Here is a 26,718-nt window from a genome sequence, read left to right as displayed (position 1 = left end):
GTTGCCCCGCCACCTGTAGAGGCGTGGTCTCGCTCAGGTGTGCGAGTACATCTTCTTGCCCGCGACCGGCATTTCGACCTTGAGGATCGTGCCGGTATCGGCCTCGGTGATGAACAGCGTCTTGTTGTCCTTGCCGCCATAGGCGACGTTGGTCAGATGATGTCCCACGCGGCCGGTGATGAGGTGCGTCGGCATGCCATCGGAATCGAAGCGCCACACGCCGACACCGAGCTGGCACACGATCAGCGCGTCTTCCTCGTCCAGCGCCATGCCGTCCGGGCCGCCGTGGCCGCCGGAAAGCTGGATGTAGGTGCCGACCTTGGACATGGTGCCGTCCGTCATGATGGGGCAACGCCACACGGCGTTCTGACGGGTGACGGCGAGGTAGAGGCGGTTTTCCTTCATGTTGAGCACGAGGCCGTTGGGGCTCGGCACGTTGCCCAGCAGCATGTCGAGCTTGCCGTTGGGATCGAGCCGGTAGACGCGCCCGGTCGGGTCGTGCATGCCGGTCTGGCCCTGGTCGGTGAAGTAGAGCGTGCCGTCGGCGGCGAACACCAGATCGTTCAGGCCCTTCCAGGCCTCGCTGTTGCGCGATGCCAGGAACGGCTCGATGACGCCCGTCTTGGGATCGAGGAGCAGCAGGCCCGCCTTGTAGTCGCAGATGAAGATACGTCCGTCCTTGTGGATCTTCAGGCCGTTCGGCCAGCCGTCATACTGGCAGACCAGATCGCAGTCGCCGCCGGGCGTCAGCCGGAACACGCGGCCATAGGGGATGTCCACGAAGAAGAGGTTTCCGTCGCGATCGAACGAAGGGCCTTCGAGGAAGCTGTCCACTTCGGCATTGGCCCGGTTCGGATCAGACCAGGCAGTGCGGCTCTTCTTCCGCCACTTCTCGGGAAGCTGGTAGTGAACTTCGGCGACAAGACGCTCAACTGGATTGGGGAACAGCATCGAAAGACTCCATTCGAAAGACCGTCGGTGGACGGGCCTCGAAGAAAGACCTATTCCTGATGGAGGCGCGCTGTTAAATACAATTTCGGCATGGCTCGCCATACCGCTCCAGGAGGGGACCGCCTTGGACTTCAGGGCCTTGAACTATTTCGCGAAAATCGCCGAGTTCGGGAGCATTACGCGGGCCGCACAGCATCTCAACGTGGCGCAGCCGGCGCTCAGCCGTCAGGTGCGGCAGCTCGAAGATGAACTCGGCGCACAGCTTCTGATCCGGGAAAGCCGCGGTATTCACCTTACGGATCAGGGGCGCGAACTGTTCGAGCACGCCAAGACGATTCTGCGGGAGGTTCAGCGGGCGAAGGACGAGGTGCGCGGCTCTGCCGGAAGCCCCGGCGGCACCTGCGCGCTCGGGCTCGTGCCGACCATCTGTCCGCGTGTGGCGCCGGACCTCGTGTCGATCATCCGGTCGGACTATCCGCGCATCGACCTCACCATCAGCGAGGCCTACAGCCAGCCTTTGATGGACTGGCTGGACGAGGGGCGTCTCGATCTGGCCGTGCTCACCGAACCCGCGCCCACGCGGCGGATGATCATCGAGCATCTGGTCTCGGAGGAGATGATGTTCGTCGCCGTGCGCGGATCGCGGAAGGCGGGGCCGATCTCGCTCGACGAGCTGGCGACCACGCCGCTGGTCATGTCCCAGGGCATCCGGACCATCATCGACAATTTGCTCGGCCACAAGGGGCCGCTGGTGACAGTGATGCTCGAACTCAATTCCATCGAGACGATCCGCCTGATGGTGCGCCAGGGAATCGCGACGACGATCCTGCCGCGCTCGATCCTCTACGAGGAAGCCCGGAGCGGGGAAGTCACGCTCCATTCCATTGGTCCGAAAGGGATATTTCGCCGCCTCGCGCTGGGCTATTCGCGCACGCGACGGCTGTCGCGCTCCTCGCAGATCATCAAGGATGCGGTGATGAAGATCGTCGCCGACCTCGATGCGAAGCACACGTTCCGCAGCGAGGCCGACGTCTAAGGCTGGCGGGACGCCCGGTCAGGTGCCCCCTATCGCGGGACAGGCACCTGATAGGTGCGCAGCGCGTCCTCGTCGACGGTCACGCCCAGGCCCGGCCCTTGCGGCACGGCGACGGTGCCATCCGCCAGACGCAGGGGATCCAGCACCGGGTCGTGCTCCAGATACACGTGCGTGAGGCTCAATCCCCATCCGAAATCCCTGATCCCGGCGGCCACATGCGACGCCGCTGCGGAGGCAAGGCTCGATTCCGCTACCTTAGCGGCGACGTTGATGGAGAGGTTGAGGTCGGTTGCCCGCGCTGCGCAGTCGAGCGTGGCGATCATGCCCCCGAGCTTGATCAGTTTCAGCGAGATGCCGGCTGCGGCGCCCCGCTGGGCGTGGGTTTCGATATCCGCTCGCGAATGGACGCCCTCGTCGATGCCGATGGGCACCGTGCCGAGGCGATTGAGCTCTGCCAGCTCGTCGATGCTTTCGGCAGGCAGCGGCTGTTCGAGGTAGAGCAGCCGGGCGGGCCCGGCTTCCGCGATCAGGCGGCGTGCGGCGTCGAGCGAAAGGCCGCCATTGGCGTCCGCACACAGCTTCGCATCGGGGCCGATGGCCTCGCGGACGCGGACCGCCGAGATGATGTCGTTCTCGATGGTCTTTGTGCCGACCTTCAGCTTGAAGAAGCGGTAGCCCATCTCGGACTTGGCGCGCGCCTCGTCCACGTCCTCCTTCGGCGTCGCGTTGCCCAGCATCCACATGGGCTCGAGCCGGTCGCGGAAGCGGCTGCCGAGAATGTCGCCGGCGCCGATGCCGAGCTTGCGGCCGAGAAGGTCCAGCAGCGCCATCTCGATCGCGGATTTCACGCTGGTATTGCCGTAGACAGCGCTCTGGATGCGGCGCGCGATTTCCATGTGCGGACGCGCATCCCGGCCCTTGAGGGCATCCCATACGAGGCGCGCCGCGGCCGTCATGCCCCAAAGGGTCTCGCCGGTCATGGTTGGCGCGGAGGCCGCCTCGCCCCAGCCGACGCTTCCATCCACGGCTTCGAGGCGAACGAACAGGTTCTCGGCATGGCGGATGGTCACGCCCGACATCTTCATCGGCCGCGTCAGCGGGATGGCGACGGGAAACAGATCCATCCGCACCAGGCGAATGGTGCCGTCCGCCTCTGCGATGGGCGACCGTGACGAAAGGTGAGGGTCATAGTTCACGGGCGGAATCCTCGGTTGTCGTCTCCTCCTAATCCGTTTCCGCGAGTGCCTGAAATATCGATCCTTTATGGCGTCGCAGACAGAAACGGCATGGCCGGGCAACGCCAGCGCGCTCATGCCGGAGCGGTATGATGACGAATCGTAATTTGATATTGGCGGTATCGATGGCCGAGTGATGGATTGGGCAGCGAGCCGCCGGGCAGACGGCGGATTCGCCATTCCAAATCAGGGACCCTTCCCATGACCGCCGTCAACGCGATCCCAGACCTCAAGCCCGCGCTCATGCGCCCGGACCAGATGCCCAGCGTCGATCGGGGCGGCGGCAACCGGACCATTCCGCTAGTCGGGCGCGGGACGGGGTCGCAGCAGATGCTCACCGGCATGACGATCATCGGCCCCGGCTCCGCCATTCCGTGGCACTTCCACAATTGCGAGGAAACAGTGCTCGTCCTCGAAGGCGAGGGTTTCGCCGAGGTCGGCGATGAGGTGCATCCGGTGAAGCCGATGGATGCGACGTGGATTCCCTGCAACCTGCCCCACCGCTTCCGCAATGGGTCCAGTGAGAAGCCGCTGAAGATCTTCTGGGTCTATGCGTCGATCGATGCAACGCGGACGATGCTCGAAACGGGTGAGACCCGGCCGGTGTCGGCGGAGCATGCGAAGAAGAGTTCGTGAGCCAATACATCAAGAACAAGAAGAACAGCACAGGACAATCTGGGGAGATTTAGATGGCCGCTGTCATTAACGCCGTCGAGGACGATACCCTCGATCAGGGAGGCGTAACCTATCCGCTGGCGACCAGGCGATATCGCTGGTTCCAGCTCATCGTGGGAATCGCGGCCATCACGATGGTCGCCAATCTGCAGTATGGCTGGACGCTCTTCGTCCTGCCCATGGATCAGAAGTATCACTGGGGGCGTCCGGCCATCCAGCTTGCGTTCACGATCTTCATCCTCGCGGAATCCTGGCTTCTTCCGGTCTGCGGCTGGCTCGTGGACCGCAGGGGACCTGCGCAGCTCACCTTCGTGGCGGGCCTGATGACCGGCGGATCGTGGGTGCTGAACTCGATCGCGTCCGAGCTATGGATCCTCTACGTCTCGTCCGCCATAGGCGGCCTGGGGGTCGGTATCGTCGTGGCGGCCGCCATCGGCAATGCGCTGAAATGGTTTCCGAACAATCGCGGGCTCGCGGCAGGCCTGACCTCCGGCGCCTTCGGCGTGGCGTCCGCGCTCACCATCATTCCGTTGCAGACGATGATCGGCAACTCGGGATACCAGAACACGTTCCTGTGGTTCGGCCTGGCGCAGGGCACTGGCCTGCTGGTGCTGTCGCTGGTGTTCCGCGCGCCGCAGCGGGGTCAGGTCGAAAAGGCCACCAATACGGTGGTCAGCCACGCCAAGGTCGAGCGTGCGCCGCAGGAAGTCGTCCGCACCGGAATGTTCTGGGTGATGTACGCGGTGTTCGTGCTGGTCTGCACCGGCGGCCTCATGGCAACGGCGCAGCTCGCCCCCATCGCCCATGACCTCGGCCTTGAAAAGTCGCCGGTCACGCTGCTTTGGGTGACGCTGCCTGCGCTCACGTTCGCCCTGTCTCTCGACCGGATGCTGAACGGCGTGACGCGTCCGTTCTTCGGCTGGGTGTCCGACAAGTTCGGCCGTGAGAACACCATGTTCTTCGCCTTCCTTCTGGAAGGGGTGGGCATCTTCGCCCTCAGCCACTTCGGCACCAACCCTGTCGCGTTCGTGCTGTTGACCGGGCTGGTCTTCTTCGCCTGGGGCGAGATCTTCAGCCTGTTCCCCGCACTGACCACCGACGTCTTCGGTGCGAAGAATGCCGCAGGCAACTACGGCCTGATCTTCACGGCGAAGGGTGTCGCCTCGCTCCTGGTGCCGCTTGGCAACGTGGTCGCGGAATATTCGGGCGGCTGGCACACGGTGTTCTGGCTCTCCTGCGCCATGGATGTCGCCGCCGCCTTCATCATTCTGTTCGTGATGAAGCCCATGCGGATCCGGGCGACGTCGGGAGCCTGATCCCGGAAGCGATGCAACCTGAGACCATCCGGCGGCGGCAAGGCCCTACCGGATGGTCCATTTTGAAGCCCCACGGCGTCCTCCCGTTGACGTTTTCACTGTCGCTCCCGCCCGCATCGCGCGGGCTTCAGTCCAGCCGCAGATAGCCGTAGACGGCGCGCTGGACGCGCGCTCAAGTGAGGCGATCTCGGTTTCCCCGAACATTCCGGCGGCATCGATCATCCCGCGGGTGAGTGCGGTGAGGTCGCGGGCCGCCGTCTCGGGTTCGGGGATGTCGTGGGCGCGCAGCACGTCGGCGACCGTGGCCACGATTTCGCGCTTCAGCGCCTCGGTTTGGATCGAGGACGGGTTCCGCAGTTTCGAACTGGTCGCGTGAGGGGGCGCGCCCGTCGCGGCGTCGCGCCCGGATCGGCTCGGCGCCGGAACGTCTGGCCCCGCCGGAGACTTCCTTCGGATAACCGACGAACCGGAGGAGCTAGCCATGGCCGAAGACGGATCCGACGCCGAGAGGACCCGCCACGCAACCGACACCGGCCAGAACCGCGACAAGGTGCGCGGGCCGGACTTTGCCGCCGCGCCATTGGGGACGGATGACGAGGCGAATGGCCACACCCCGCAGCAGGATTGGCGACCGCCGCAGCAGGGCGACCGCATCGCCGATGGCGATCCCAGTATCGGAGCACTCTATGAGCCCCAGAGCGAGGAGGATAATCGCGCCCACGCCAACGCGCCGCCGAACTGGGGCACCTGGGCGCTGGTGGCGGCGGGCCTTCTGGTGCTGGGGCTGGCGGCCGCAAGCCTCGCGAGCTGAACCACGAAGGACAGGGCGGCACCCCCGACGGCGGCCTCCGCCGGCGCAGCGCCGATCAGGGGCTGAGGCTGGATCTTTGAGTTTGCCCCCGCGTCAGGCAGGCAGCACCACAACCTTGGTCTTGACCGGGGTCTTCTCGTAGAGGTCGATCATGTCCTGACTGAGCAGGCCGACGCAGCCGCTGGTGACGCCGGTGCCGATCGACTCGGGGTCGCTGCTCGCATAGATTGTGTACAGCGTGTACTGGCCGTTCTGGTAGAGATAGAGCGTGCGCGCGCCGAGGGGGTTTTCCAGGCCGCCGGGCATGCCGTTGGCCCATTTGGCGGCCTCGGGCTGGCGCTTGATCATCTCCTTGGGCGGGGTCCAGGTCGCCCACTCGCCCTTGCGTCCCACATAGGCGTCGCCGCTCCACAGGAAGCCGGAGCGGCCGACATTGGCGCCGTAGCGGGTCGCCTTGCCCTCGCCCTCGATGCGATAGACGTAATAATTGCTGGGATCGACGATGATCGTGCCCGGCCCCTCATTGCTCTCGTAGGCGACGGTCCGGCGGTAATATTTGGGGTTGACCTTGCTGATGTCCGGCGCCGGGATCGGGAATTTCTCGTTGGGCAGCGGCCCGTAGAGCTTCTGCGCCTCGGCGAGGCTCATGACATCGGACGAGCAGCCGGCCAGCCCGAGGGCACCAAGTCCGAGGGCGGAGCCGAACAGGAAAGAGCGGCGGCTGAGAGCGCCGGACCCGAGCCCGGACATGGCGACGTCGTCCGTCATGGTGATCTCGCAGTTTCCCTTTTGTCCCGTCGCCCGGCAGCGTGGCCGCCCAGCGAAGCTGAAACACAATTTTCGGCGCGGACTTTGCCGCCAAGCGGAGCGGCTGGCAAGCGCCGGCCTCAACCGCGCAGGGCAGCCATGCGCCCGATGCGCCAGCAACGGCGCCGTTTTGCACGGTTGCCGCAGTGTCCAGCAGGGATATTTCTGAGGGGGATGTGGCAATTCTGCCCGTCGCCACGCGGCTCCGTCATGCGGAGTCCCGGCATGCAACGCAGGCATTTGGGCTTCAGGCCTTGCGGCGGGCCTTGGGGCGCGGCGCGGGGACGGCTTCGCTTTCGGTCGCCTCGCGCAGGGCCCGTAGACGCGCGCTCTTCTGGCGAACCGCTTCGAGCTCGCCCCTGTTGCGCTCCATGGCCCGCTCAATGGATTCATCCAATTGGCGGCGGCTCTCGGCGCTGGAGAGCGAGTTCTGATGTGTCGTTATTGGGGTCATTTCGAACGATAACACGACCCGGGGAGAAGCCCGAGAACTAAGATTCGAAACGGGAATAATAAAAAAGAAAAAGGCCCCGCCCGGGTGGGCAGAGCCTTTCGAAATGCATTGTGCATCAGTCAGCGGCCAGTACATCCGTGGTCCGCTGGCGCGATGTCACGCCGCCTGGAGATTTCCAGCCGAATTCTTGCCGGACTTGTTGTCACGGACGATGTCGAACTGGAGCTTCTGACCTTCGGCCAGGCCCTGCATTCCGGCGCGCTCGACGGCCGAGATATGCACGAACACATCCGCGCCGCCGTTGTCGGGCTGGATGAAGCCGAAGCCCTTGGTGGCGTTGAACCACTTCACAGTACCGATATTCATGACGATTTCCTTTCAATCGCGCGTGGGTGCTCAGCCCGAGAAGATCGAGCTGCGCAAGAGTTAGAAATTGAAGGGAGGTATCGTCAGGCGCGGGCTATGGCGCCAGAAAATCAGCCGTCAAATTCAGACCAAATGAACATAAGAGGCTATTGTGGTGATAGCAAGGCCTGGATTTTTTATATCCCGCCTAAACTATTCGCCGCCTATATTTCGCCGGGCCGCCGCAGTTCGGATTCCCGCGCGATGCGCTCGAATGCCTCGTGCTCGCCTTTTACGCGATAGCTCGGCTCGCCCTTGTCCTCAGGCATGATGCGGACGATCCGGAAGCGCCCTTGAGGCGATCGGAATCCTGCGACGAACTCGACCAGGCCATTGGCGTCAAATTTCGTATTCATTCGGTCCCTGTATCACGATTTTCGCGCGAGCGGGATCAATTCTCGTCGAGACGAGCGAATTTCTCCGGCAGTTTTCGGGCCGGGATGGTGCCGACTTATGCTAGGATCATCGCAGCTTCGATGCGGAAGCTGAAGGAGCTGACATGAAAAAAGCGTTCGTCCTGGCCTGCCTTATTTCGGCAAGCGTGCCGTCTGCCTGGGCAAGCGCCGCCGACATGACGCTCGATTTCACGTGGCTCGGAACCACCCTGTGCGCGCCGCGGCCGAGCAGCCCGGAATTCCAGGTGGATAATGTGCCGGCGGGCACCACCAAATTGCGGTTTGCGCTGATGGGCCCCACAGGGCGCGAGCTCGGCGGTGCCGATGTCCAGCTTCCGGCGCGCGGAGCCATTCCGAAAGGCGCGGTTACCTACAGGTCGCCCTGCGTCGGCGGCATCTACACATGGACGGTTGAAGCCATCGATGCGGATGGAAAGCGCCTCGGCTCTGCCAGCCTCGCACGTCCGTTCTACTGACGGCGGGTGAGGGCCGGGGCGGGAAGCCCCAAACCCTCTCTTGGCCGCAGGTTCAGCGGGAGAATCAGCGGGTCGTGAAAGACGGCGCGGAGCCGGCGGCCGGGCCGCGGGCGTTGGTGGGCTTCACGCGGCGCTTGGGGGCGGCGATCAGGCCTTCCCACTGAGCCTTCTTACGCGCAGCCTTGCGATGCCGGCGGATGGCCTCGTCATGCTCGCGGGCCTTGCGCTCGGAAGGCTTCTCATAGGCCCGGCGCTGCTTCATCTCGCGGAAAACGCCCTCGCGCTGCATGCGCTTCTTGAGAACCTTGAGGGCCTGCTCAACATTGTTGTCTCTGACGAGAACCTGCAAAAGATATCCAATCTGAAGGTCGTCCCGGTTCCCCGGCCAGAAGTCTGGCCGCTCGCCCGGATGCCGGCCGAGGCCGGAATGGGGTTAGTGTAGAGGGGACGGGCCGCCAAAGCGATGGGGCAGCGTCCCCGATCATTTTACGTGGCTGCGGGAGCCTCGTCCGTAATCACCTTGAACGAGGTGAGCGTCGACGGACCGAAGGATGTCACGAGCGCCACGTCCGTCGCATCCCGTCCCCGTGCCATAAGAATGCGGCCGATGCGCGGCTTGTTGTGGCGCGCGTCAAATGTGTACCACCGCCCGCCCAGATAGACCTCGAACCAGGCGCTGAAGTCCATGGGGGCCGGATCGGCGGGAACGCCGAAGTCACCGAGATAGCCGGTGCAATAGCGGGCCGGGATGTTCATGCACCGGCACAAAGTGACGGCGAGATGGGCGAAGTCGCGGCACACGCCCTGCCGGCTGGTGTAGGCGTCGAAGGCGGTCTTCAGCGGGCTGGCGTGGGCATAGTTGAAGACGATGTGACCATGGACGAAATCGCAGATCGCCTGCACCAGCGGCCAGCCCTTGGGCAGATGGCCGAACTGCGACCAGGCGAACGCGCTCAGGCGATCGGTCTCGCAGTAGCGGCTGCCCAAAAGGAAGAGGAGCACGTCCACCGGCAGGTCGCCGAGGGCATGCTGGGGCGCGTCGGGCGCTACGGCGTCGGGAAGGCCGCTGTCGCGGATCACGAATTCCGTGCGCATGGTGAGCCCGCCGGCGGGCGCGGAGATGACGTGGCAGAAATTGCCGAAGCTGTCGTGATAGGTGTTGGCGGGAATCGGCGGATCGAACATCACCCGGTCCGGATTCACGAGATCGTTGATCCGCGAGGGATGGACGCTCAGGGTCAGAATCATGGGTGTCGGCTGCGGGCAGCCATAGGAAATCTCGTAGCCGGCGTGAATTAGCATCTGGGCCTCAGCTCTGTGCGGACATGGCCCGCAGATCGGTTATGGTGCGCGCAGCTTCGGGGCTGTCGCGTCAGGTGCGTGGCCCGAGCCGGAAAGGTCCTGACGTGAGCGCGCCTGTTTCACTGTTGACGGCGGACGACATCCCGCCCGTCACTGTACTAAATCCCGAAGGGCGTTCCGCGTTCCTCATCGTCGCGGATCACGCGGGAAACAGGCTTCCCCGGTCAGTGGGAACGCTTGGCCTGGGGGCTGTGGATCGCGAGCGCCACATCGCGTGGGACATCGGCATCGCTGGCGTCTGCCGCGCACTTTCCGATTTACTCGATGCCACGCTCATTCAACAGAACTATTCTCGCCTGCTGATCGACTGCAACCGGCCGCTTGGCGCCGCGCAGTCCATCCCGGCGGAGAGCGATGCGACGCCCGTTCCCGGCAATCAGGGGATCGGTGCGGAAGATCGCCGGGCGCGCGAGACGGAAATTTTCCTGCCCTATCATACCCGCATCGCAACCGAGCTCGCTCGGCGGCAGGCGGAGGGCGCGCCGGCCATACTCCTCGCCATGCACAGTTTCACGCCAGTCTTCGCCGGCTTCGTGCGGCCGTGGCACGCCGGCCTGCTCTATCATCGCGACGCCCGGTTCGCGCAGGCGCTGATGCCCCTGTTGCGCGCCGATGCCGCGCTGAATGTGGGCGACAACGAGCCCTATGCCGTCAGCGAGGAGACGGACTGGACCATTCCGGAGCATGGGGAGGGGCGCGGCATTCCCCATGTCGGCATCGAGATCCGGCAGGATCTCGTCGGCCGGCCGGACGGCCAGCAGCAATGGGCCGAGCGGCTCGCGCCGCTGTTTGCCGCCGCCGCCGCGCGGCTCGAGGAGGCGGGCGCGTTGGGCGCGCACCGCACGGCGCTGCTTCAGGATTAGCCTTCACGGCCCCGCCGCGGCGCAATCCTTGCTTGCCAAGGGAGTCTGACTTTCGAGATCGAGGCTGATTTCCTCCGCTCGGCACTTCAGATGGCCGTCGCTCTCCTGCGCAGGCCATAGGCGCGAACGGGAAGTGTGAGCATGGCCACCTCGGTGCGGCAGCGCAGCGTCTGCGAATGGGACGATCTCGCGCCCGAAGATATCGCCATCGGCGCAATCCTCGCAGGCGAGGACGATCATCTGCTGCCGCCCTTCCATCTCTTGTCGACGCCCGGCGTGAGCGCGAAGCAGCAGCGGGCGTGCTCGGAATTGTGGACCCGCGCGCGCCGGACCGCGGCCGGGGCGTCGGACCCAGGCCTGCGCTATGCCTTCGATGACGGGCGCGGCCGCAAGATGCGCCTCGGCTATCTCTCAAACGATTTCCAGGAGCACGCCACCGCCCACCTGCTGATCGAGGTGCTGGAGGCCCATGCCGGCGCGGATTTCGAGGTGCTTGCCTATTCCTTCGGCGCGGACGACGGCCAATCCATGCGCCGCCGGACCATGGCGGCCTGCGACCACTTCATCGACATCTCGGACATGGACGACCAGGCTGCGGCCGCGCGCATCCATGCCGACGGAGTAGATATTCTCATTGATCTGAAGGGGTTCACCTCCGGGGCGCGGAGCGGCATCGTTCTTCTGCGGCCGGCGCCGATCATCGTGAACTATCTCGGCTATCCCGGCACCATGGGCGCGGGGATGTGCGACTACCTCATCACCGACCGTTTTCTCACGCCCGCCACGAGCGCTCCGGACTATGCCGAGGCCCTGGCCTACATGCCGCACACCTATCACCCCCACGGCCGGCGGACGCCGCCCGGCACCCGGCCGGGGCGGCGGGAGGTCGGGTTGCCGGAGGAGGGCTTCGTCTTCTGCTGCTTCAACCAGCCCTACAAGATCTCCCCGGACATCTTCGCCATCTGGTGCCGGCTGCTGGCGCTGGTGCCCGACAGCGTGCTGTGGCTGCTCGACCATCCGCATGCCGCCGTCAACCTCCGTTCGGAGGCAATCCGCCATGGTGTCGATGCGCGGCGGCTGGTTTTTGGCGCAAACCTGCCACAGGCGGCGCATCTCGCCCGGCTCCAGCTCGCGGATCTGATGCTCGATACCGCCCCGTTCAACGCGCACACCACGGCGAGCGACGCGCTCTGGGCCGGCGTGCCGATCGTGACCTGTCCGGGGGAAACCTTTCCGTCGCGGGTGGCGGGCTCTATCCTGCACGCGGTCGGCCTCGGCGAGCTGGTCGCCGAGGACCACGCAAGCTATTTCGAGCTGGCGTACGACATCGCCACGGATCCCGACCGCCTCGCGGCGCTCAAGACACGGCTTGACGCCAACCGGCTTGAGACGCCGCTGTTCGACGTGTCGGCCTACACCCTTGCCCTCGAAGGCCTCTACCGGGCGATGATCGTCCGCCATCGCGACCGACTGCAACCCGCCACCATCGGCGCGCCCGCGCCTTGAGCGCGGCAACCTCCATGCGCTTGCCGCGTTCGGACGCGCCCGGCGGGGCGGGAGTCCGGCGTCAGCTTCCCAGATACGCCGCCCGCACGTGGGGATCGTCGATGAGGTCCGCACCCTTGCCGGACATGACGATGCGCCCGGCCTCCAGCAGATAGGCGTAGTCGCACAGTTCCAGCGCGGCGAAGGCGTTCTGCTCCACCAGGAGCACGGTGGTGCCGGCGTCGCGGATGGAGCCGATGATGGCGAACATCTGCTCCACGATATTGGGCGCGAGCCCGAGGGAGGGCTCGTCGAACAGCACGAGGCGGGGCCTCGACATCAGTGCGCGGCCGATGGCCAGCATCTGCTGCTCGCCGCCGGAAAGCGTGCCGGCCATCTGATGGCGGCGCTCGGCGAGGCGGGGAAAGCTCGTATAGATGCGCTCGTAGTCCGCCTTCAGCCCGGCATCGCTGGCGCGCAGATAGGCGCCCATGGCGAGGTTTTCCGAGACGCTCATGTGCGGGAACACCCGCCGGCCTTCCGGGCAGTGGGCGACGCCGAGCTTCAGCATCTTCTGCGGCCCGGCGCGGGTCACGTCGTCGCCCTGAAGGCGGATGGAGCCGGCACGCGCCGGCACGAGGCCGGAGATGGTGCGCAGCGTCGTGGACTTGCCCGCGCCGTTGGCGCCCACCAGCGCCACCAGCTGCCCCTCCCCGACGGTCAGCGAGATGCCCCGGAGTGCGGCCACCTGTCCATAGCCGCAGACGAGATCGGAAATCTCAAGCATGGGCCACCTCCCGCTGCTCCAGCTTCGCGGCGCTCTTGCCGAGATAGGCCTCGATGACCTTGGGATCGGTGCGGATGGCCTCGGGTGGGCCCTCCGCGATCAGGCGGCCATAGTTGAGGCAGACGATGCGGTCGGAGACCTCCATCACCATGGGCATGTCGTGCTCCACGAGGAGGATGGTGACGCCCTCGTCCCGCACCTTTCGGATGAGGCGCACGAAGCCCTGTGTCTCCGAGGCGTTCATGCCGGAGACCGGCTCGTCCAGCAGCAGCATCTTGGGTTCCACCGCCAGCGCCAGCGCGAAGCCCACGAGGCGCTGCTCGCCATAGGAGAGGGAGCCGGCCTTGTCGCCGGCGCGGGCGGAAAGGCCCACCATGTCGATGATGGCCTCGGCCCGCTCGCGCACCGCATTCTCGGCCCGCCGTGCGGCGGGGGTGGGGAAGAGGCGGTCGAGGAGGGCCGTCGCGCGCGTGTCGTCGCCGAAGCGGTGGAGGCCGATGAGCACGTTGTCCCGCACGCTGTCGTCGGCGAACACGCTGGTGCGCTGGAAGGTGCGGGCAAGACCCAGGCGGGCGATCTCGTTCGGCCGGGTCTGCGAGAGGTCGCGGCCACGGAACAGCACCCGGCCCTGCGTGGGCTTGAGGAAGCCGGTCATGATGTTGAAGGCGGTGGTCTTGCCGGCACCGTTGGGGCCGATGAGGCTCAGGATTTCGCCCTCATGCACGTCGAAATGCAGGTCGGCGATGGCCGTGAGGCCGCCGAACTTCATGCCCACGTGCTCCACGTTCAGGATGGCGCTGCTGCTCGTCGTGCTCATGGGTTCGCTCCCATCTTGGCAGGCATCGCGTCCGTCGGCTTGTCGCCGGCCTTGCGGCGTGCGGCGATGCGTTCGCCGAGGCCTTCCAGTGCCGGCACGATGCCGCGTGGCATCAGGAACAGGATGGCGATGAGGATGGCGCCGTAGACGATCCACTGCGCTTCCGGCGCCATCACCGGGCGCAGCGCCACCGGCAGCAGGCCGAAGATGATGCCGCCCACCAGCGGCCCCGCCAAGGTGCCCTTACCGCCGGAGACCACCATGATGACCATGGTGACGGTGTAGGAGAACAGGAACACGTCGGGATCGATGATGCGGATGTAGTGGGCATAAAGGCTGCCCGCTGCCCCCGCCATCGCGGCCGAGACGGTGGCGGCGACGGTGAGCGTGCGGGTGGCGTTGATGCCGAGAGAGAGGGCGAGGGATTCGTTCTCCTTCAGCCCCCGCATGGCCCGTCCGAAGCGCGAGGCGACGAGGCGCGCGATGAGGAGATAGCTCGCCACCCCAACCGCCAACACCAGATAATAGTTCTGCATCTTGGAGCGCAGCGCCACGTCGCCGATGCTCGGCACCGGCAGCACCATGTTGGGAATGGCGGTGAGGGCGAGGGGGCCCTGTGTCAGCTCCACCCAGTTCAGCGCCACGAGCCGCACCACCTCGGCGAACGAGATGGTGACGATGACGAAGTAGGCGCCGCGCACCCGGAACGACAGCCGCCCGATGAGATAGCCGCAGAGCCCGGTGAGCACGATGGCGAGCACGAAGCCGAGGAGCGGCGAGCCGCCCTCGTGGGTCACGCGCAGGCCGAACGGCAGGCTCACGTCGAAACCCAGCGCGGTGAGCGCGCTCACATAGGCGCCGATGCCGAAGAAGGCCACATGCCCGAGGCTGAGCTGCCCGGTGAAGCCGAGCAGCAGGTTGAGGCTCATGGCGCAGATGGTGAGGATGCCCGTGATGATGAGGGCATTCAGCAGATAGGGGTCGGTCAGGCCCAGCGGCAGCAGGGCGAAGACGACGAGGAAGAGGGGGGCGATGAAGCGCGTCATCCGATCCGCTCCGCACGCGCGAACAGGCCGGTGGGCTTCACCAGCAGAACCGCGATAATGATGAGGAAGCCCATGGCGTCGCGATATCCCGAGGAGATGTAGCCGGCGCCCAGCTCTTCGGCGAAGGCGAGGATGAAGCCGCCGATGGTGGCACCCGAGATGGAGCCGAGGCCGCCGAGAATGACGATGGCGAAGGCCTTCACCGCGGCGAGGTCGCCCATCTGCGGCGTCACCACATAGACCGGCCCGAGCAGCGCGCCCGCCGCCGATGCCAGCGCCGAGCCGATGGCGAAGGTGGCGGTGTAGATGAGGGAGACGTTGACTCCCATCAAAGCGGCCGTGTCGTGGTCCTGGAAGGTGGCGCGCATGGCGCGGCCGAGCTTGGTGCCGTTGATGGTGAAGTAGGTGATGGCGATGAGCGCCACCGCCGCGCACAGCACGAACAGGTTCACATAGGAGAGCGACACCGGCCCGAAGGTGAGCGGCTGCGCCGGGAAGGGCGTGGGCACCGCCTTGGCGACGCCGCCGAAGATCCAGAGCGTGCCGGACTGCATGATGATGCCGGCGCCGATCATCACCAGCATGGTGGTGTCGATGTCAGAGCGCCGCAGCGGCCGCAGCAGGGTGAATTCGATGATCGCGCCGAGCACGAGGCCGGCCACGAGGGCCACCGGCAGCGCGACGAAGAAGTTCAGCCCCAGCGCCACCGCCGCCAGATACATGGCGTAGCCGCCGAAGGTGTAGAGGGCACCATGGGTGAAGTTCACCACGTTCATGATGCCGAAGATCAAGGTGAGGCCGATGCCCAGGAGCGCATAGGTGCCGCCGAGCACCAGCGCGTTGAAGATGTGTTGCAGCAATTGGTCCATCTGGCCTGTCCGGTCTGGCGTTCGGGGCAGGGTGAGGGGCGACCTTCGCCGTCCCTCACCTGAAGCGCCGCCCGAGGGCGGGGATTTGAGAAGTGCCGGCTCAGCCGCCGAGCTGAACCTGGTTCACCTTCCCGCCGGAGATTTCGATGATGTAGACGTTGGGCTTGGACTGGCCGCTCTCCTTGCCCGCCGGGCCGCTCTTGTTGAACTTGATGGGACCGTTGAGGCCCATGAAGTCCACCTTCCAGAAGCCCTTCTGGATGGAGGCCGGGTCGGTGCCGCCGCCCGCCGCGATGGCGGCCGCGACGGTGCGGATGCCGTCATAGCCACGGAAGCTCTCGGTGGCGCCGGCGAAGTCGAAGCCGCGCTTCTTCCACTCGCCGAGGAAGTAGGCGGTGGCTTCGGGGTTCGGGGTCTTCTCCGGCCACCAGGGCAGGAAGGTGGTGAGGTGCATGGTGCCGTCCGCCGCAGCGCCGGCCTGGGCGATGATCTGGTCCGGGTTCTGCGAGCCGCCGGTGGTGATGATGCGCTTCTTCAGGCCGAGGGCCGCCATCTGCTTGAACAGCAGGGTCAGCTGGTCGACGGCGCTGGTCACCATGATGGTGTCGGCGTCGGAGGCCTTCAGCTTGGCGAGCTGGGCGCTCATGTCCTGGGCCGACTGGTCCATGGTCTCCACGAGGCCGACCTCGACGCCGTTGGCCTTCAGCATCTTGGAGAAGTCGGCGGCGGCGCCGCGGCCCCAGTCGTTGTTGATGACAAGGAAGTCCACCTTCTTCAGGCCGAGCTTCTTGACGCTGGGCTCGAACGCCTCGGCCTCGACGGAGGAGGGCGGCGAGATGCGGAAGATGAAGGGGTTGCCGGAGGTGGTGATCTTGCCGGAGGAGGAGGTCTCCACCAGCATCGGCACGGAATATTCCTCCAGCTTCGGCATGGTGGCCAGCGTCAGCGAGGAGCCCCACGCGCCCATCAGCACCGGCACCTTGTCGGAGGTGATGAGCTTCTCGGCCACCGAGGCGGCCTCGGTCGGGTTGCTCTTGTTGTCCTCGATGACCAGCTCGACCTTCTTGCCGAGAATGCCGCCCTTGGCGTTGATCTCGTCGGCGGCGATCTTGGCGCCGTTCACCACATAGGTGCCGGACGCCGCGAAGGCGCCGGTGAGGGGCTCGTTGACGCCGATCTTGATGGTGTCGGCGGCGAAGGCCGTGCCGGCGAGAAGGCTGAAGGCGAGAGCGGCGAGTGTCGTCCGGCGTGACATCAACATGGTTGGTCTCCAGTCTCGAAAGGGGCAGTCAGGGTCAAGAAGTGGGGCCGCCGCGGCGCCACAGGCGGCCAAGGCAGTCGGAAACGAGCGAGATGAGAAGCTTGAGCGGATCGAGGCCGCGCGCCTCGGCGGGCGGGGCCTCGCTCCCGGAAAGGCGGGCCTCGAGGTTCGCGGCGAACTCGGCGATGAGACGTCCCGCCACCTCGCGCACGAGGCCGGGGCGGCCGAATTGGGCGAGCGGCCCTTTCAGCGTGTAGCCCACGTCGAGCACCACGCGGGCGGTGCCGGGCGCAGCGCCGTCCGTGACGCGATAGCGGATGAGGCCTTCCGTGCGCGAGCGCCCGTCCGCCCCCGCGCCATGGATGGTGCCGCTCGTAGTCGCGTCATCGCGGCCGATGCGGGCGCTGCCGCGGAAGGTGGTGGCGATGGGGCCGAGCTTCACCCGCATCCCGCCCTGCACGTTTTCCGGCGAGGGCATGGCATCAATGACCGCGCCCGGCAGGCAGGCGGCGACCTCCTCGATGCGGCCGAAGAAGGCGAATACCTCGGCCGGCGGGAAGGGCACCTCGAAGCTCTGTTCGAAGCTGTGGGCAGGTGTGAAATCCTCGGCGAGGGAGGTGGTGACGGAGGACGGCAGCGCCGTGATGGCAACGCTCGCCGGCTGGGCCGCGGAAACCGCTCCCCCCGCCCGCGCGCCCACCGGGCCAAGAGGCCGGTCGGCGGTCATGGGGCCGATGCCCTGTGCCCGCCGTGCGGCGATGACGGAGGCCACGGCCTTCACGATGCCCGCATAGCCGGTGCAGCGGCAGAGATTGCCGGCGAGGCCGAGGCGGATGCGGGTCTCGTCCGCCTCGGGCAGGCGCAGCACGAGGTCGCGGGCGGAGACCAGCATGCCCGGCGTGCAGAAGCCGCACTGGAGCGCGTGCTCGCGATTGAAGGCGGCGCGCAATTCGGTGGTGACGGGATCGTCGTCCAGCCCCTCGATGGTGACGACATCGGCCCCCTGGCAGGCGCCGGCGAAGGAGAGGCAGGCGCGCGCCGGCTCACCGTCCACGAGGATGGTGCAGGCGCCGCACACACCGTGCTCGCAGCCGAGATGGGTGCCGGTGAAATTCAGCGTGTCACGCACGAAATCGGCGAGGTTGGTGCGCCCCTCCGCCTCGGCCGTCACGGGACGGCCGTTGAGGGTCAGCGAAATCATGCGGGACGCGCCCATGGCGATGGTCTCGGGCCTTGGCGAAGCGGTCATGCCGCGCTCCGCGTGTCGGTGAAGAGGCTGGCGGCCTGCGTGGCGGCGCGGCGCAGCACCTCCACATGCACATGGCGGTCCACCGCGTCCGCCATGCCGGCGGCGGCGAGCGCAGCATCGGCGGCGGATGCGTCGAAGCGCGTGGCGAAGCCGGCATCGATCTGGCCGCCGAAGAGCGTCGCGGCGTCGGCGAAGACGAGGGGTGGCGCGTCGATGGCGCCCATCAGCGCGCGGCCGGTGCCGGTGGTGGGATCGATCAGCACGGCGCCGATGGCGTGGGCGAACTCGCCCACCTTGCGGCAGTGCTTCACATAGCCGAAGCGCGCGGTGGCGGGCACCTTGGGCACTCGCACGGAAACAAGGATCTCGCCCGGCTCCAGCGCCGTGGCGAGCGCTCCGGCGAGGAAGGCGCCCATGGCGAGGCGGCGCGTGCCCGCCGGTCCGGCGATCTCCACCTCCGCACCGAGCACGGACAAAGCGTTCACCCAGTCGGCGGCGGGATCGGCGTGGGAGAGGCTGCCGCCCATGGTGCCGCGGTTGCGCACGGCGCGATAGGCGATGCCGCCGGCCACCCGCCGGAGAATGTTCGCGCCCACGTCCGGCGCGCGGCCGTCCTCCACATCGGCGTGGGTGACGAGGGCGCCATAGACCATGTGCCCGGCCTCTTCGCGCATGGAGCGGAGCGCGTCGATGCCGGAGAGATCGACGATCAGGTCGGGTGTCGCGAGGCGCAGATTGAGCATGGGGCCGAGGGACTGGCCCCCGGCCATCACCTTGGCGCCGTCTCCGCCCGAGGCGAGGAGCGCGACAGCGTCGGCGATGGTGCGCGGGCGCTCGATGCGGAAGGGTGCGGGCTTCATGCCGCGCTCCTTTCGCCGGCGCGCACCGCCAGCACCTGCTCCACGATGCGCCGGGGCGTCACGGGGGAGCGCAGCATCTCCGCGCCCAGCGGGCGCAGTGCGTCGTTGATGGCGTTGGCTATGGCGGCGGGCGGCGCGATGGCCCCGCCCTCGCCGATGCCCTTCACGCCGAACTTGGTATAGGGCGAGGGCGTTTCCATGTGGCCGATGAAGGGCATGGGCACTTCCGGCGCGCCGGGCAGCAGATAGTCCGCCAGCGTCGAGGCGAGCGGCTGGCCGGAGGCGTCGAACGCCATCTCTTCGTAGAGTGCAGTGCCGATGCCCTGGGCGAGGCCGCCGATGATCTGGCCGTCCACCACCATGGGGTTCACCAGCGTGCCGCCGTCTTCCACGATGGCGTAATCGAGGATCTCCACCTCGCCGAGGTCGGGGTCCACCGCAACGACCACCGCGTGGGCGGCGTAGCTGAACGTGCCGCTGTCGCGCACCGGCTTGTAGCCGGCGGTGACTTCGAGGCCGTGGGGGTCCACGTCCGCCGGCAGGTCCTGCGGGCGGCGATACCAGGTGTGGGCCACCTGCTGGATGGTCACGTCGCCGGACGGGCCGATGACGCGCCCGGCTTCCAGCCGCACATCCTCCGGCCGCGCCTGGAGCATGTGCGCGCCGATGCGGCGGATGCGCTCGGACAGCTCGGTGCAGGCGGTGGCCACGGCGCCGCCGGCCATCACCATCACCCGAGAGCCCCAGCTGCCGGTGGAATAGGGCGTCATGGCCGTGTCGCCATGAACGAGGCGGGTGCGGGCGACCGGCATGCCGAGGATTTCGTGGGCCACCTGCGCCAGCGTCGTCTCCAGCCCCTGGCCGTGGGAATGGGCGCCGATGCGCAGTTCCAGCCCGCCGTCCGGGGTGAGGCGCGCGCCGGCCTGCTCGTGGCCGGGCACCATGGGAATGCCCCAGCCGGAATAGACCGAGGTGCCGTGGGCGGCCTGCTCGCAATAGATGGAGAGGCCAAGGCCGATGCGGCGGCCGTCCGGCTCCCCCGCGAGCTGGCGCGTGCGCACCGCATCGGCCTTGATGGCGTCCAGCGCCTGCCGGAGAGCTTCCGGATAGTTGCCGCTGTCGAAATGCTTGTTGGTGATGTTGTCGAACGGCATCTGCTCGGGCCGCACGAGGTTCTTCAGGCGCACCACTTCCGGGGCGAGGCCGAGTTCGGCCGCCAGCGCATCCAGCGCCACTTCCAGCGCGAAGCACACGCCGGTGCGCGCCACGCCGCGATAGGGCAGGATCGGGCACTTGTTGGTGGCCACCGACCAGGTGCGGCAGCGATAGGCCGGGAAGTCGTAGGGGCCGGGCAGGATGCTCGCCACCTGCGCGGCTTCAAGGCACGCGGAGAAGGGATAGGCGGAATAGGCGCCGCTATCCACGCTCGCCTCGCAATCGATGCCGCGCAGCGTGCCGTCGCGCTCGGCATAGAGCGTGATTTCGTAATGGTGCTCGCGGCAATTGGCGCTGGCGGTCAGGTGCTCGCGGCGATCCTCCAGCCAGCGCACCGGCCGGCCGATCTTCCGCGTGAGCCAGCCCAGGCAGACGTCCTCGCTGAGCAGGATGGCCTTGTAGCCGAAGCCGCCGCCCACGTCCGGGGAGATGATGCGGATCTGTCCTTCTTCCAGCCCCAGGCATTCGGAGAGGCCCGAGCGGACGATGTGCGGCATCTGGCTGGCGGTGTGCACCACCAGCTGGTCGGAGCGGTGATCGAAATGCACCACCGTGCCGCGCCCCTCGATGGGCGCCATGCACTGGCGGGCGGTGGAGATGGTGCGCGAAATCTTCACCGGCGCGTCGAAGGCGGCCTCGATGTTGATGTTCACGAGGCTTTCGAGAAAGACATTGTCGCCCCAGTGCTCGTGCACCAGCGCCGCGCCGGGCTTGCGGGCGTCCAGCATGTCGTGGAGGGCGGGCAGCTCCTCGAGGTCGAGTTCCACGCGGGCGGCCATGTCCTCGGCCTCGGCGCGGGTGTCGGCGACGCACATGGCGATCAGCTCTCCCACCTGCCGCACCTTGCCGGTGGCGAGCACCGGCTGCTCCGACACCTTGAAGCCGGGCAGGCCGGAGACGGCGCGGATGGGCTTCACCCCGTCGAGGTCGGCGGCGGTGAAGACGCGGCCCTTCAGATCGTCAGGCACATGGATGGCGCGGATGCGCGCATGCGCCAGCGGGCTGCGGACGAAGGCCACGTCCTGCATCCCCGCCATGCGGATGTCGGCGATGAACTGGCCGCGCCCGCGCATCAGCCGGTCGTCTTCTTTCCGGGGAAGGCGGGCGCCGACGCCCTCGTGGGACCGGGGTTCGCTCATGCGTGGGCTCCCGGCATCAGGTCGAGCGCCGCGCGCACCAGAAGACCGTCGTGCCGGCGCAACTCGTCGAGGATGGAGAAGTGGTTGGCGCCGAGGATGGGCAACAGCGCCCCCGGCGCATGGGCGGCCACGCGCTTTGCCGCCAGCGCGCGGGAATCGTGCACCAGCGCCGGCACTTCGGCCGTGCCGTAGGCGATGGCCAGCGGCTTCGGCGACGGGTCGTGACGGAGCGGCGAGCAGGCGGCGATCTCCGCGTCCGAGAGATCGAGCGCGGCGTTCAGGAAGGTGTCGCGCAGCGGCGCCAATTCATAGACGCCGGAGATGGCGAGGCCGGCGGCAACAATGGGATGGTCCAGCTGCATCACCGCCAGCTGTGCGCCCGCCGACCAGCCGGAGATCACCACCGGACCGGTGAGGCCATATTGCGCGCCATCCCTGCCGATGAGATCGAGCGCCGCGCCGATCTCATCGACGATCGCGCCGAGGCGTGCCTGCGGCGCCAGCGTGTAGCTGGGCATGGCCACCGACCAGCCCTGGGCGAGGAGGCCTTCCGCATAATGGGCGAAGACCTCGCGGGTGTTGCGCTGCCAGTAGCCGCCATGGATGAAGAAAAGGCAGGGCGCCCCCGGCTTGCCGGGATAGATGTCCAGCTTCTGCCGGGCGCCAGAGCCATAGGGAATGTCCAGATGGGCAGGCGTGGCGGCGCGGAAAAGCGGGGCCGCCTTGTCGCGCGCCTCGACCCATGCCGCGCTGTCCTTCACCGCGGCATTGTTGTTGTAAGCCGCATCCCGCTCGGCCTGGGACAGGGTGTCCCAGACCTCCTGCGGGGCCGGCCGAACGGCTGCGGATGCCGGGCTCACGCCGCCACCGCCTGGGGCAGGATGACGGCGTCGGCGTCGAACTTCTTGCCGGCGCGCAGGCAGAAAGCGGGGGTGAGCAGGCGCTCGGCCACCACTTTCGTGTCCTCGTTGTCGCGCAGCAGGAAGCGGCCGCGATTGTCGTCCAGCACTGAGATGTCGGCCGCATAGCCCACGGTGAGCGAGCCGACGCGGTCGGTGAGGCCGATCATCTTCGCGGGATTGATGGTGACCATGGGCACCACCTGTTCCAGCGAGAGGCCGAGCGCCATCATGGAGCTCATCGCCTGCGTGAGGCTGAAGCGCGCCTGGCCCTTGAAGGGGTGGTTCTCGTCGTCATAGTGCTCCTCCGGCGTGCCGGCGGGGGCGGGGACGTGCGTATTGTAGCCGTGCATGTCGGCTCCCAGCGTATGGGGCACGACGCCGGCGGCGATGGCCTTCTTCGCGAGGCGGTAGGAGAAGTGGCTGCCGTGACCCACATCCACCTTCAGCCCGCGGTCGAGGGCCGCCTGGATGACGTGGTGGACCTCGCCCTTCTGGTTCACGAAGCCGCCGGGATGGCGGGTGAAGGGATGGGCGAGCACGTCGCCTTCCTTCAGCAGCGGGATGACGCGCTCGAGGATGGTGTCGGCGTCCTCGCCGTTGGCGCCGCTCTCCGGCAGGCCCCAGAGGGTGCCGAAATGCACGTAGAGCGGGATTTCCGCGCGGCGGGCGATCTCCGCCGCCATCTCCATCACCCGGATGCCCCAGCGGGCGAAGCCACCGATCTCCGCATGGCCCTTGATGCCGCGCACGAGATCCCGGTTGGCGATGGCGGAGCGCACGGTGGCGTCGATGTCCACGCAGTCCGGGCTGTAGAGGTTGGGGTAGTAATGGCCTTCGAGGCCGCCCACGAGATAGGCGGAGAGGAAGGCATAGATGCGGGTGTCGGACGGCTCGGCGATGAACTTGCGGAATCCCGGCAAAGTCATGCAGGAGGGGCCGCCCTGGTCGATCACGGTGGTGACGCCGGAATGCACGCCCACCATATCCGGGTTGAGGCCGAAGCGGCCGGTCACGTACTGGTAGATATGGCCATGGGTGTCGATCATGCCGGGCAGCACCAGCTTGCCGGAGACGTCGATGGTCTCCGTGGCGCTGGAGGGGAGGATCGTCTCCTCCACCGCAGCGATGCGGCCATCGCGGACGGCGACGTCGCGTATGCCGTTGATGCCGGTGGCGGGGCAGATGACATGTCCGCCCTTGAGGAGGATATCGTAGCCGGCGGGTTCAGCCATCATGGGTCTCCGTCCATGCATGTGCGGTCTCGGGACCGCCTTGGAAAAGCGAAGCATACGTCGCATTTTCCAAATGCAGGGCGCGTGCCAGTTTTGATTTAGATCAATTTTCCGAGAGCGGCGCCACGCGCCGGAGGGGATGGACGTGACGAAAACGCGTAAAAATTCAAAGGCCTCCAAGGAGGAGCCCGAGGCCGTGATCCATGAGGATTGGCCGCTCGCGGACCGACCGGGCTTCCTCGCACGGCGGGTGCACCAGATCCATGTCAGCCTGTTTTCTGAGCTGTGTGCCCCGTTCGGGGTTACGCCGGTGCAATACAGCCTGCTGTCCGCGCTCGCGGACCACGCCGAGGCGGACCAGACCACCCTGTCGCGCATTGTCGCGCTGGATCGCACCACCACCACCGGGGCCTTGAAACGCCTTGAGGCGCGGGGCCTCGTGCGGCGCGGCACGTCGGCCACCGACCGTCGCTCTCAAAGCTGCTCGCTCACCGAGGAGGGGCGCCGCCTGCTGGAGGAGATGGAGGCTGCCGCCCGCCGCGCCCATGCGGTGACGGTGGAGATGCTGACGCCCGAGGAGCGGCAGCAATTCATTGAAGCCATGAAGAAAATCGTCGCGGCCCATGGCGGACGGCAGGCCTCGTCCGATCTGCTCTGATTTCGGCAGCAGGCGCCTAAAAAATAGGCGCCTGAGAAAACAGCAGCGCTACAGCACCGGGCCGAGCATGGCGATGGTGTTGTTCCACAGGCGGCGGGGCGCGCTGTAGGCGTCCGCATCGTCCTGCGTCACCGGCGTCGCGGCATTGAGGAACACCTGCTGGCGTTCCCGCAGCGTGCGGGTGAAGGCGGGGTCGTAGAGGAGGATGTTGTTCTCCGCATTCAGCTCGAAGCTGCGGCGGTCGATGTTGGCGGAGCCTATGAGGGTCATTTCGCCGTCGAGGGTCAGCGTCTTGGCGTGGAGCAGGCCGCCGACATATTCCCGGATCTCGACGCCCGCCTCCAAGAGCTCGTGGTAATAGCTGCGGCTGGCGGCGGCGACGATCCAGCTGTCATTGCGCCTGGGGAACACGATGGTGGTCGCCACACCGCGCCGGGCGGCGGAGCAGAGGGCCGCCTGCAGGGGCTCATCCGGCACGTAATAGGGCGTCGTGATGACCAGCTCGCGCCGGGCCGCATTCATCAGCGCGACGAACATCTCCGGCATGGCCGAGTAGCGCACGCCCGCCCCCGAGCCGATCACCTGCGCCACGAAGCCCGGCTGCTGCGGCGGCAGGGGCTCGGCGAAGAGGGGCGCGAGGTCTTCCTCCACCTGCGCCATCCAGTTGCTGGCGAACAGATGCTGGTTCTGGCGCACCACCGGCCCCTCGAACCGCGCCATCACGTCGACCCAGGGGGCGAACTTCGCCTTCACCGCGAAGGCGGCGTCGGCGCAGTTCTGGCTGCCGCAATAGGTGATGGCATTGTCGATCACCACGATCTTGCGGTGGTTGCGCATGTCGATGCGCCCCTTGAACGGACGCAGCAGCGGGTTGCCGATGGGCAGGGCCGTGGCGAGCCGCACCCCCGCCGCCGCCATGTCGCGCCACAAGGGGGAGCGGATGAGGGCGCGGGAGCCGAGATCATCCGCCATGGCCCGGCAGACAACGCCCCGCGCCGCCGCGCGCTTCAGCGCCTCCATCACCGATCGTCCGCTCGCATCATCGAGCCAGATGTAGAACAGCACATGCACGCTCTGCCGCGCGCCATCGATGTCCCGCACCATGGCGGCGATGGCGGAGGCGGAATCCGGGAGCAGTTCCGCGCGGTTGCCCGCCACCGGCAGGAAATGGTTCACCGACTGGCCGACCCGAAACAGCGGCACATGGCGCTCGGGAATGTCCGCCTCCGCCGAAGGTCCGGCGACACCGTCCGCCGGCGGCAGGGCGCGCACGGCCGCGCGCAGGCTCTCCACGGCCTTGCGCCCCAGATTGACCTCGCCGAACAGGACGTAGGCGAGCATGCCCACCACGGGCGCCAGCAGGATCACCAGCACCCAGGCCATGCGCGAGGCGGGCTCGCGATGGGGGCGCAGCAGGGCGCGGACGACGAAGATGATCTGCAGGCTGAGGTGGGCGGCGTAAAACACCCAGGCGATGACGGCGGAGTCTTGCATGTCGGCGGCACGCCCGGTGAGAGGAGCGCTGCCGTTCTAGATCATCTTCGCCGCTGGCGCGAACGCCGTCAGGCGGCGTAGAGTCCCCGCACCCCATCGGCCGTGGCGAGCGGCCGGTTCAGCAGCCGCGCCCCCTCCGCTGCGCGCCGCACCTGCGCGGCATTATTGTCCGCCAGGGTGCCGTCGGGCGCGAACAGGTTGTTCTCGAACCCGACCCGCACATGACCGCCGAGGCCGGCGGCCGTGAGAGCGCAGGCATTCTCCTTCGGCCCGAAGGCGCACATGGCCCAAAGCCGCGGCGGCGTGCCGGCGGCGGCGAGGAAGGGCACGAGGTCGGCGGGCGTGGAGACCTGTCCGCTGGTGTAGCGGCCGAGAACGAAGAGCGGGAAATCCTCGCCGTCTCCCAGCACGCCGCGCCCCTTCAGCGCGGAATAGCGATGCACCTCCTCCGGCGAATAGAGGATGATCTGCACCATGATGCGCTCGCGCCGCAGCCAGGCGAAGAAGTCGACGGCGGCAGCCTCGTGCGCCTCGTCCGGGATGATCTCGCGCAAGGCGAGGGAGACCGCCTCCGGCCGCAGGGCGCGCACCACGGCGATCTGCTCCGGCGCCTTGTAGCGGCCCGCCGCCTCGGACGTCGCCTGTACCACCAGCCTGTCCCCCACCTCCCGGCGGATGGCGGCGGTGGCCTCGCGATAGGCCTCCGCATCGAGAAGGTGCCGGCCCTCGCCGTCGCGCACATGGATGTGGATGAGCGCGGCGCCCGCCTCGACGATCTCGGCCGCGTTGCGCGCCAGCTCCGCCGCGGTCATGGGCAAGGCCGGGTGGTCCGCCTTGGTGCGGGTGGCGCCGTTGGGCGCGTTGGCGATGACGAGGGGCGGCCAGAGGAGGGCCTCGGCGGGGGCGGTAGCAGTCATG

29 protein-coding genes are annotated in these 26,718 nt (G+C 67.2%); 8 read left to right on the top strand and 21 right to left on the bottom strand.

Annotation, left to right across the window (positions count from 1 at the left end; all coding sequences use genetic code 11):
- Positions 1–33: 33 nt before the first annotated feature.
- A complete protein-coding gene (locus D7006_RS16885; RefSeq protein ID WP_169123026.1) occupies positions 34–951 on the bottom strand; it encodes an SMP-30/gluconolactonase/LRE family protein in 918 nt (305 codons plus the stop codon).
- Between D7006_RS16885 and D7006_RS16880 the strand changes: the two genes are divergently transcribed.
- Positions 938–1,987 (top strand): LysR family transcriptional regulator, encoded by a 1,050-nt coding sequence (locus D7006_RS16880; protein ID WP_237353846.1) that lies wholly within the window; start codon positions 938–940, stop codon positions 1,985–1,987. The two genes, D7006_RS16885 and D7006_RS16880, sit on opposite strands and share 14 nt — an antisense overlap.
- A 29-nt stretch (positions 1,988–2,016) precedes the next feature.
- On the opposite strand, the gene D7006_RS16875 is transcribed toward D7006_RS16880, so the two are convergent.
- Positions 2,017–3,300: a mandelate racemase/muconate lactonizing enzyme family protein gene (locus tag D7006_RS16875; protein ID WP_237353845.1), complete on the bottom strand. Its 1,284-nt coding sequence runs from the start codon at positions 3,298–3,300 to the stop codon at positions 2,017–2,019.
- A 123-nt stretch (positions 3,301–3,423) separates the two neighbouring features.
- Between D7006_RS16875 and D7006_RS16870 the strand changes: the two genes are divergently transcribed.
- The gene (locus D7006_RS16870) at positions 3,424–3,858 is read left to right on the top strand and encodes a cupin domain-containing protein (RefSeq protein ID WP_237353844.1); all 435 of its coding nucleotides are present in this window, start codon (positions 3,424–3,426) and stop codon (positions 3,856–3,858) included.
- A gap of 53 nt (positions 3,859–3,911) precedes the next feature.
- Positions 3,912–5,213 carry an oxalate/formate MFS antiporter gene (gene oxlT, locus D7006_RS16865; RefSeq protein WP_169123022.1) on the top strand — a complete coding sequence of 434 codons (1,302 nt, stop codon included), beginning with the start codon at positions 3,912–3,914 and terminating at the stop codon, positions 5,211–5,213.
- 45 nt (positions 5,214–5,258) lie between these two features.
- On the opposite strand, the gene D7006_RS16860 is transcribed toward oxlT, so the two are convergent.
- The gene (locus tag D7006_RS16860; protein ID WP_237353843.1) at positions 5,259–5,522 is read right to left on the bottom strand and encodes a hypothetical protein; all 264 of its coding nucleotides are present in this window, start codon (positions 5,520–5,522) and stop codon (positions 5,259–5,261) included.
- Positions 5,523–5,694: 172 nt separating this feature from the next.
- On the opposite strand from D7006_RS16860, the gene D7006_RS16855 reads away from it, so the two are divergent.
- Entirely contained in the window at positions 5,695–6,024 is a 330-nt protein-coding gene (locus tag D7006_RS16855; RefSeq protein WP_237353842.1) for a hypothetical protein, read from the top strand.
- 93 nt (positions 6,025–6,117) lie between these two features.
- On the opposite strand, the gene D7006_RS16850 is transcribed toward D7006_RS16855, so the two are convergent.
- The 4 genes from D7006_RS16850 to D7006_RS16835 all read right to left on the bottom strand — a co-directional run bounded on the left by D7006_RS16850 (position 6,118) and on the right by D7006_RS16835 (position 8,046).
- A complete protein-coding gene (locus D7006_RS16850; RefSeq protein WP_237353841.1) occupies positions 6,118–6,792 on the bottom strand; it encodes a L,D-transpeptidase in 675 nt (224 codons plus the stop codon).
- A 286-nt stretch (positions 6,793–7,078) separates the two neighbouring features.
- On the bottom strand, positions 7,079–7,420 hold the full coding sequence (locus D7006_RS16845; RefSeq protein WP_237353840.1) for a hypothetical protein: 342 nt from the start codon (positions 7,418–7,420) through the stop codon (positions 7,079–7,081).
- Positions 7,421–7,441: 21 nt separating this feature from the next.
- Entirely contained in the window at positions 7,442–7,651 is a 210-nt protein-coding gene (locus D7006_RS16840) for a cold-shock protein (RefSeq protein WP_024278120.1), read from the bottom strand.
- Between the two features lie 203 nt (positions 7,652–7,854).
- Positions 7,855–8,046 (bottom strand): hypothetical protein, encoded by a 192-nt coding sequence (locus D7006_RS16835; RefSeq protein WP_169123019.1) that lies wholly within the window; start codon positions 8,044–8,046, stop codon positions 7,855–7,857.
- Between the two features lie 143 nt (positions 8,047–8,189).
- Here D7006_RS16835 and D7006_RS16830 point away from each other — a divergent pair, with 143 nt between their 5' ends.
- Complete coding sequence (locus D7006_RS16830; RefSeq protein ID WP_169123018.1) at positions 8,190–8,561, top strand: hypothetical protein; 372 nt, start codon at positions 8,190–8,192, stop codon at positions 8,559–8,561.
- 64 nt (positions 8,562–8,625) lie between these two features.
- On the opposite strand, the gene rpsU is transcribed toward D7006_RS16830, so the two are convergent.
- Complete coding sequence (rpsU, locus tag D7006_RS16825) at positions 8,626–8,910, bottom strand: 30S ribosomal protein S21 (RefSeq protein WP_169123017.1); 285 nt, start codon at positions 8,908–8,910, stop codon at positions 8,626–8,628.
- A gap of 137 nt (positions 8,911–9,047) precedes the next feature.
- On the bottom strand, positions 9,048–9,863 hold the full coding sequence (locus D7006_RS16820) for a transglutaminase family protein (RefSeq protein WP_169123016.1): 816 nt from the start codon (positions 9,861–9,863) through the stop codon (positions 9,048–9,050).
- Between the two features lie 104 nt (positions 9,864–9,967).
- Here D7006_RS16820 and D7006_RS16815 point away from each other — a divergent pair, with 104 nt between their 5' ends.
- Positions 9,968–10,786: an N-formylglutamate amidohydrolase gene (locus D7006_RS16815; protein WP_237353839.1), complete on the top strand. Its 819-nt coding sequence runs from the start codon at positions 9,968–9,970 to the stop codon at positions 10,784–10,786.
- 141 nt (positions 10,787–10,927) lie between these two features.
- A complete protein-coding gene (locus tag D7006_RS16810) occupies positions 10,928–12,292 on the top strand; it encodes a UDP-N-acetylglucosamine-peptide N-acetylglucosaminyltransferase (protein ID WP_237353838.1) in 1,365 nt (454 codons plus the stop codon).
- A 61-nt stretch (positions 12,293–12,353) separates the two neighbouring features.
- Here the strand turns inward: D7006_RS16810 and D7006_RS16805 are convergent, their stop codons facing one another.
- The 10 genes from D7006_RS16805 to D7006_RS16760 form a co-directional block, all read right to left on the bottom strand.
- Complete coding sequence (locus tag D7006_RS16805) at positions 12,354–13,058, bottom strand: ABC transporter ATP-binding protein (protein WP_169123013.1); 705 nt, start codon at positions 13,056–13,058, stop codon at positions 12,354–12,356.
- Positions 13,051–13,875, bottom strand: coding sequence for an ABC transporter ATP-binding protein (locus D7006_RS16800; RefSeq protein ID WP_229643745.1), 825 nt, complete (start codon positions 13,873–13,875; stop codon positions 13,051–13,053). The genes D7006_RS16805 and D7006_RS16800 overlap by 8 nt, the downstream gene beginning before the upstream one ends.
- Positions 13,872–14,921 carry a branched-chain amino acid ABC transporter permease gene (locus tag D7006_RS16795; protein ID WP_229643746.1) on the bottom strand — a complete coding sequence of 350 codons (1,050 nt, stop codon included), beginning with the start codon at positions 14,919–14,921 and terminating at the stop codon, positions 13,872–13,874. Before D7006_RS16795 ends, D7006_RS16800 begins: the two co-directional genes overlap by 4 nt.
- Entirely contained in the window at positions 14,918–15,790 is an 873-nt protein-coding gene (locus D7006_RS16790) for a branched-chain amino acid ABC transporter permease (RefSeq protein ID WP_169123010.1), read from the bottom strand. The genes D7006_RS16795 and D7006_RS16790 overlap by 4 nt, the downstream gene beginning before the upstream one ends.
- A 100-nt stretch (positions 15,791–15,890) precedes the next feature.
- Positions 15,891–17,045, bottom strand: a complete 1,155-nt coding sequence (locus tag D7006_RS16785) for an ABC transporter substrate-binding protein (RefSeq protein ID WP_371745121.1) — start codon at positions 17,043–17,045, stop codon at positions 15,891–15,893.
- Between the two features lie 40 nt (positions 17,046–17,085).
- The gene (locus D7006_RS16780; protein ID WP_237353837.1) at positions 17,086–18,300 is read right to left on the bottom strand and encodes a 2Fe-2S iron-sulfur cluster-binding protein; all 1,215 of its coding nucleotides are present in this window, start codon (positions 18,298–18,300) and stop codon (positions 17,086–17,088) included.
- Positions 18,297–19,160, bottom strand: a complete 864-nt coding sequence (locus D7006_RS16775) for a xanthine dehydrogenase family protein subunit M (RefSeq protein ID WP_237353836.1) — start codon at positions 19,158–19,160, stop codon at positions 18,297–18,299. The genes D7006_RS16780 and D7006_RS16775 overlap by 4 nt, the downstream gene beginning before the upstream one ends.
- Complete coding sequence (locus D7006_RS16770) at positions 19,157–21,514, bottom strand: xanthine dehydrogenase family protein molybdopterin-binding subunit (protein ID WP_237353835.1); 2,358 nt, start codon at positions 21,512–21,514, stop codon at positions 19,157–19,159. Before D7006_RS16770 ends, D7006_RS16775 begins: the two co-directional genes overlap by 4 nt.
- The gene (locus D7006_RS16765) at positions 21,511–22,374 is read right to left on the bottom strand and encodes an alpha/beta hydrolase (RefSeq protein WP_237353834.1); all 864 of its coding nucleotides are present in this window, start codon (positions 22,372–22,374) and stop codon (positions 21,511–21,513) included. Before D7006_RS16765 ends, D7006_RS16770 begins: the two co-directional genes overlap by 4 nt.
- Positions 22,371–23,648 carry an amidohydrolase/deacetylase family metallohydrolase gene (locus D7006_RS16760; RefSeq protein ID WP_237356937.1) on the bottom strand — a complete coding sequence of 426 codons (1,278 nt, stop codon included), beginning with the start codon at positions 23,646–23,648 and terminating at the stop codon, positions 22,371–22,373. The genes D7006_RS16765 and D7006_RS16760 overlap by 4 nt, the downstream gene beginning before the upstream one ends.
- A 139-nt stretch (positions 23,649–23,787) precedes the next feature.
- On the opposite strand from D7006_RS16760, the gene D7006_RS16755 reads away from it, so the two are divergent.
- A complete protein-coding gene (locus tag D7006_RS16755) occupies positions 23,788–24,306 on the top strand; it encodes a MarR family winged helix-turn-helix transcriptional regulator (protein WP_371744956.1) in 519 nt (172 codons plus the stop codon).
- A 48-nt stretch (positions 24,307–24,354) separates the two neighbouring features.
- Here the strand turns inward: D7006_RS16755 and cls are convergent, their stop codons facing one another.
- Together cls and D7006_RS16745 are read right to left on the bottom strand one after the other, a co-directional pair.
- On the bottom strand, positions 24,355–25,800 hold the full coding sequence (gene cls, locus D7006_RS16750; protein ID WP_237353832.1) for a cardiolipin synthase: 1,446 nt from the start codon (positions 25,798–25,800) through the stop codon (positions 24,355–24,357).
- Between the two features lie 68 nt (positions 25,801–25,868).
- Complete coding sequence (locus D7006_RS16745; RefSeq protein WP_237353831.1) at positions 25,869–26,717, bottom strand: 3-keto-5-aminohexanoate cleavage protein; 849 nt, start codon at positions 26,715–26,717, stop codon at positions 25,869–25,871.
- Position 26,718 lies beyond the last annotated feature (1 nt).

It is taken from the genome of Xanthobacter sp. YC-JY1 (assembly GCF_021730305.1).
Classification (GTDB): domain Bacteria; phylum Pseudomonadota; class Alphaproteobacteria; order Rhizobiales; family Xanthobacteraceae; genus Xanthobacter; species Xanthobacter flavus.
The sequence above is the reverse complement of the archived record's forward strand: the minus strand, read 5'-3'. Positions and strand labels throughout refer to the sequence as shown.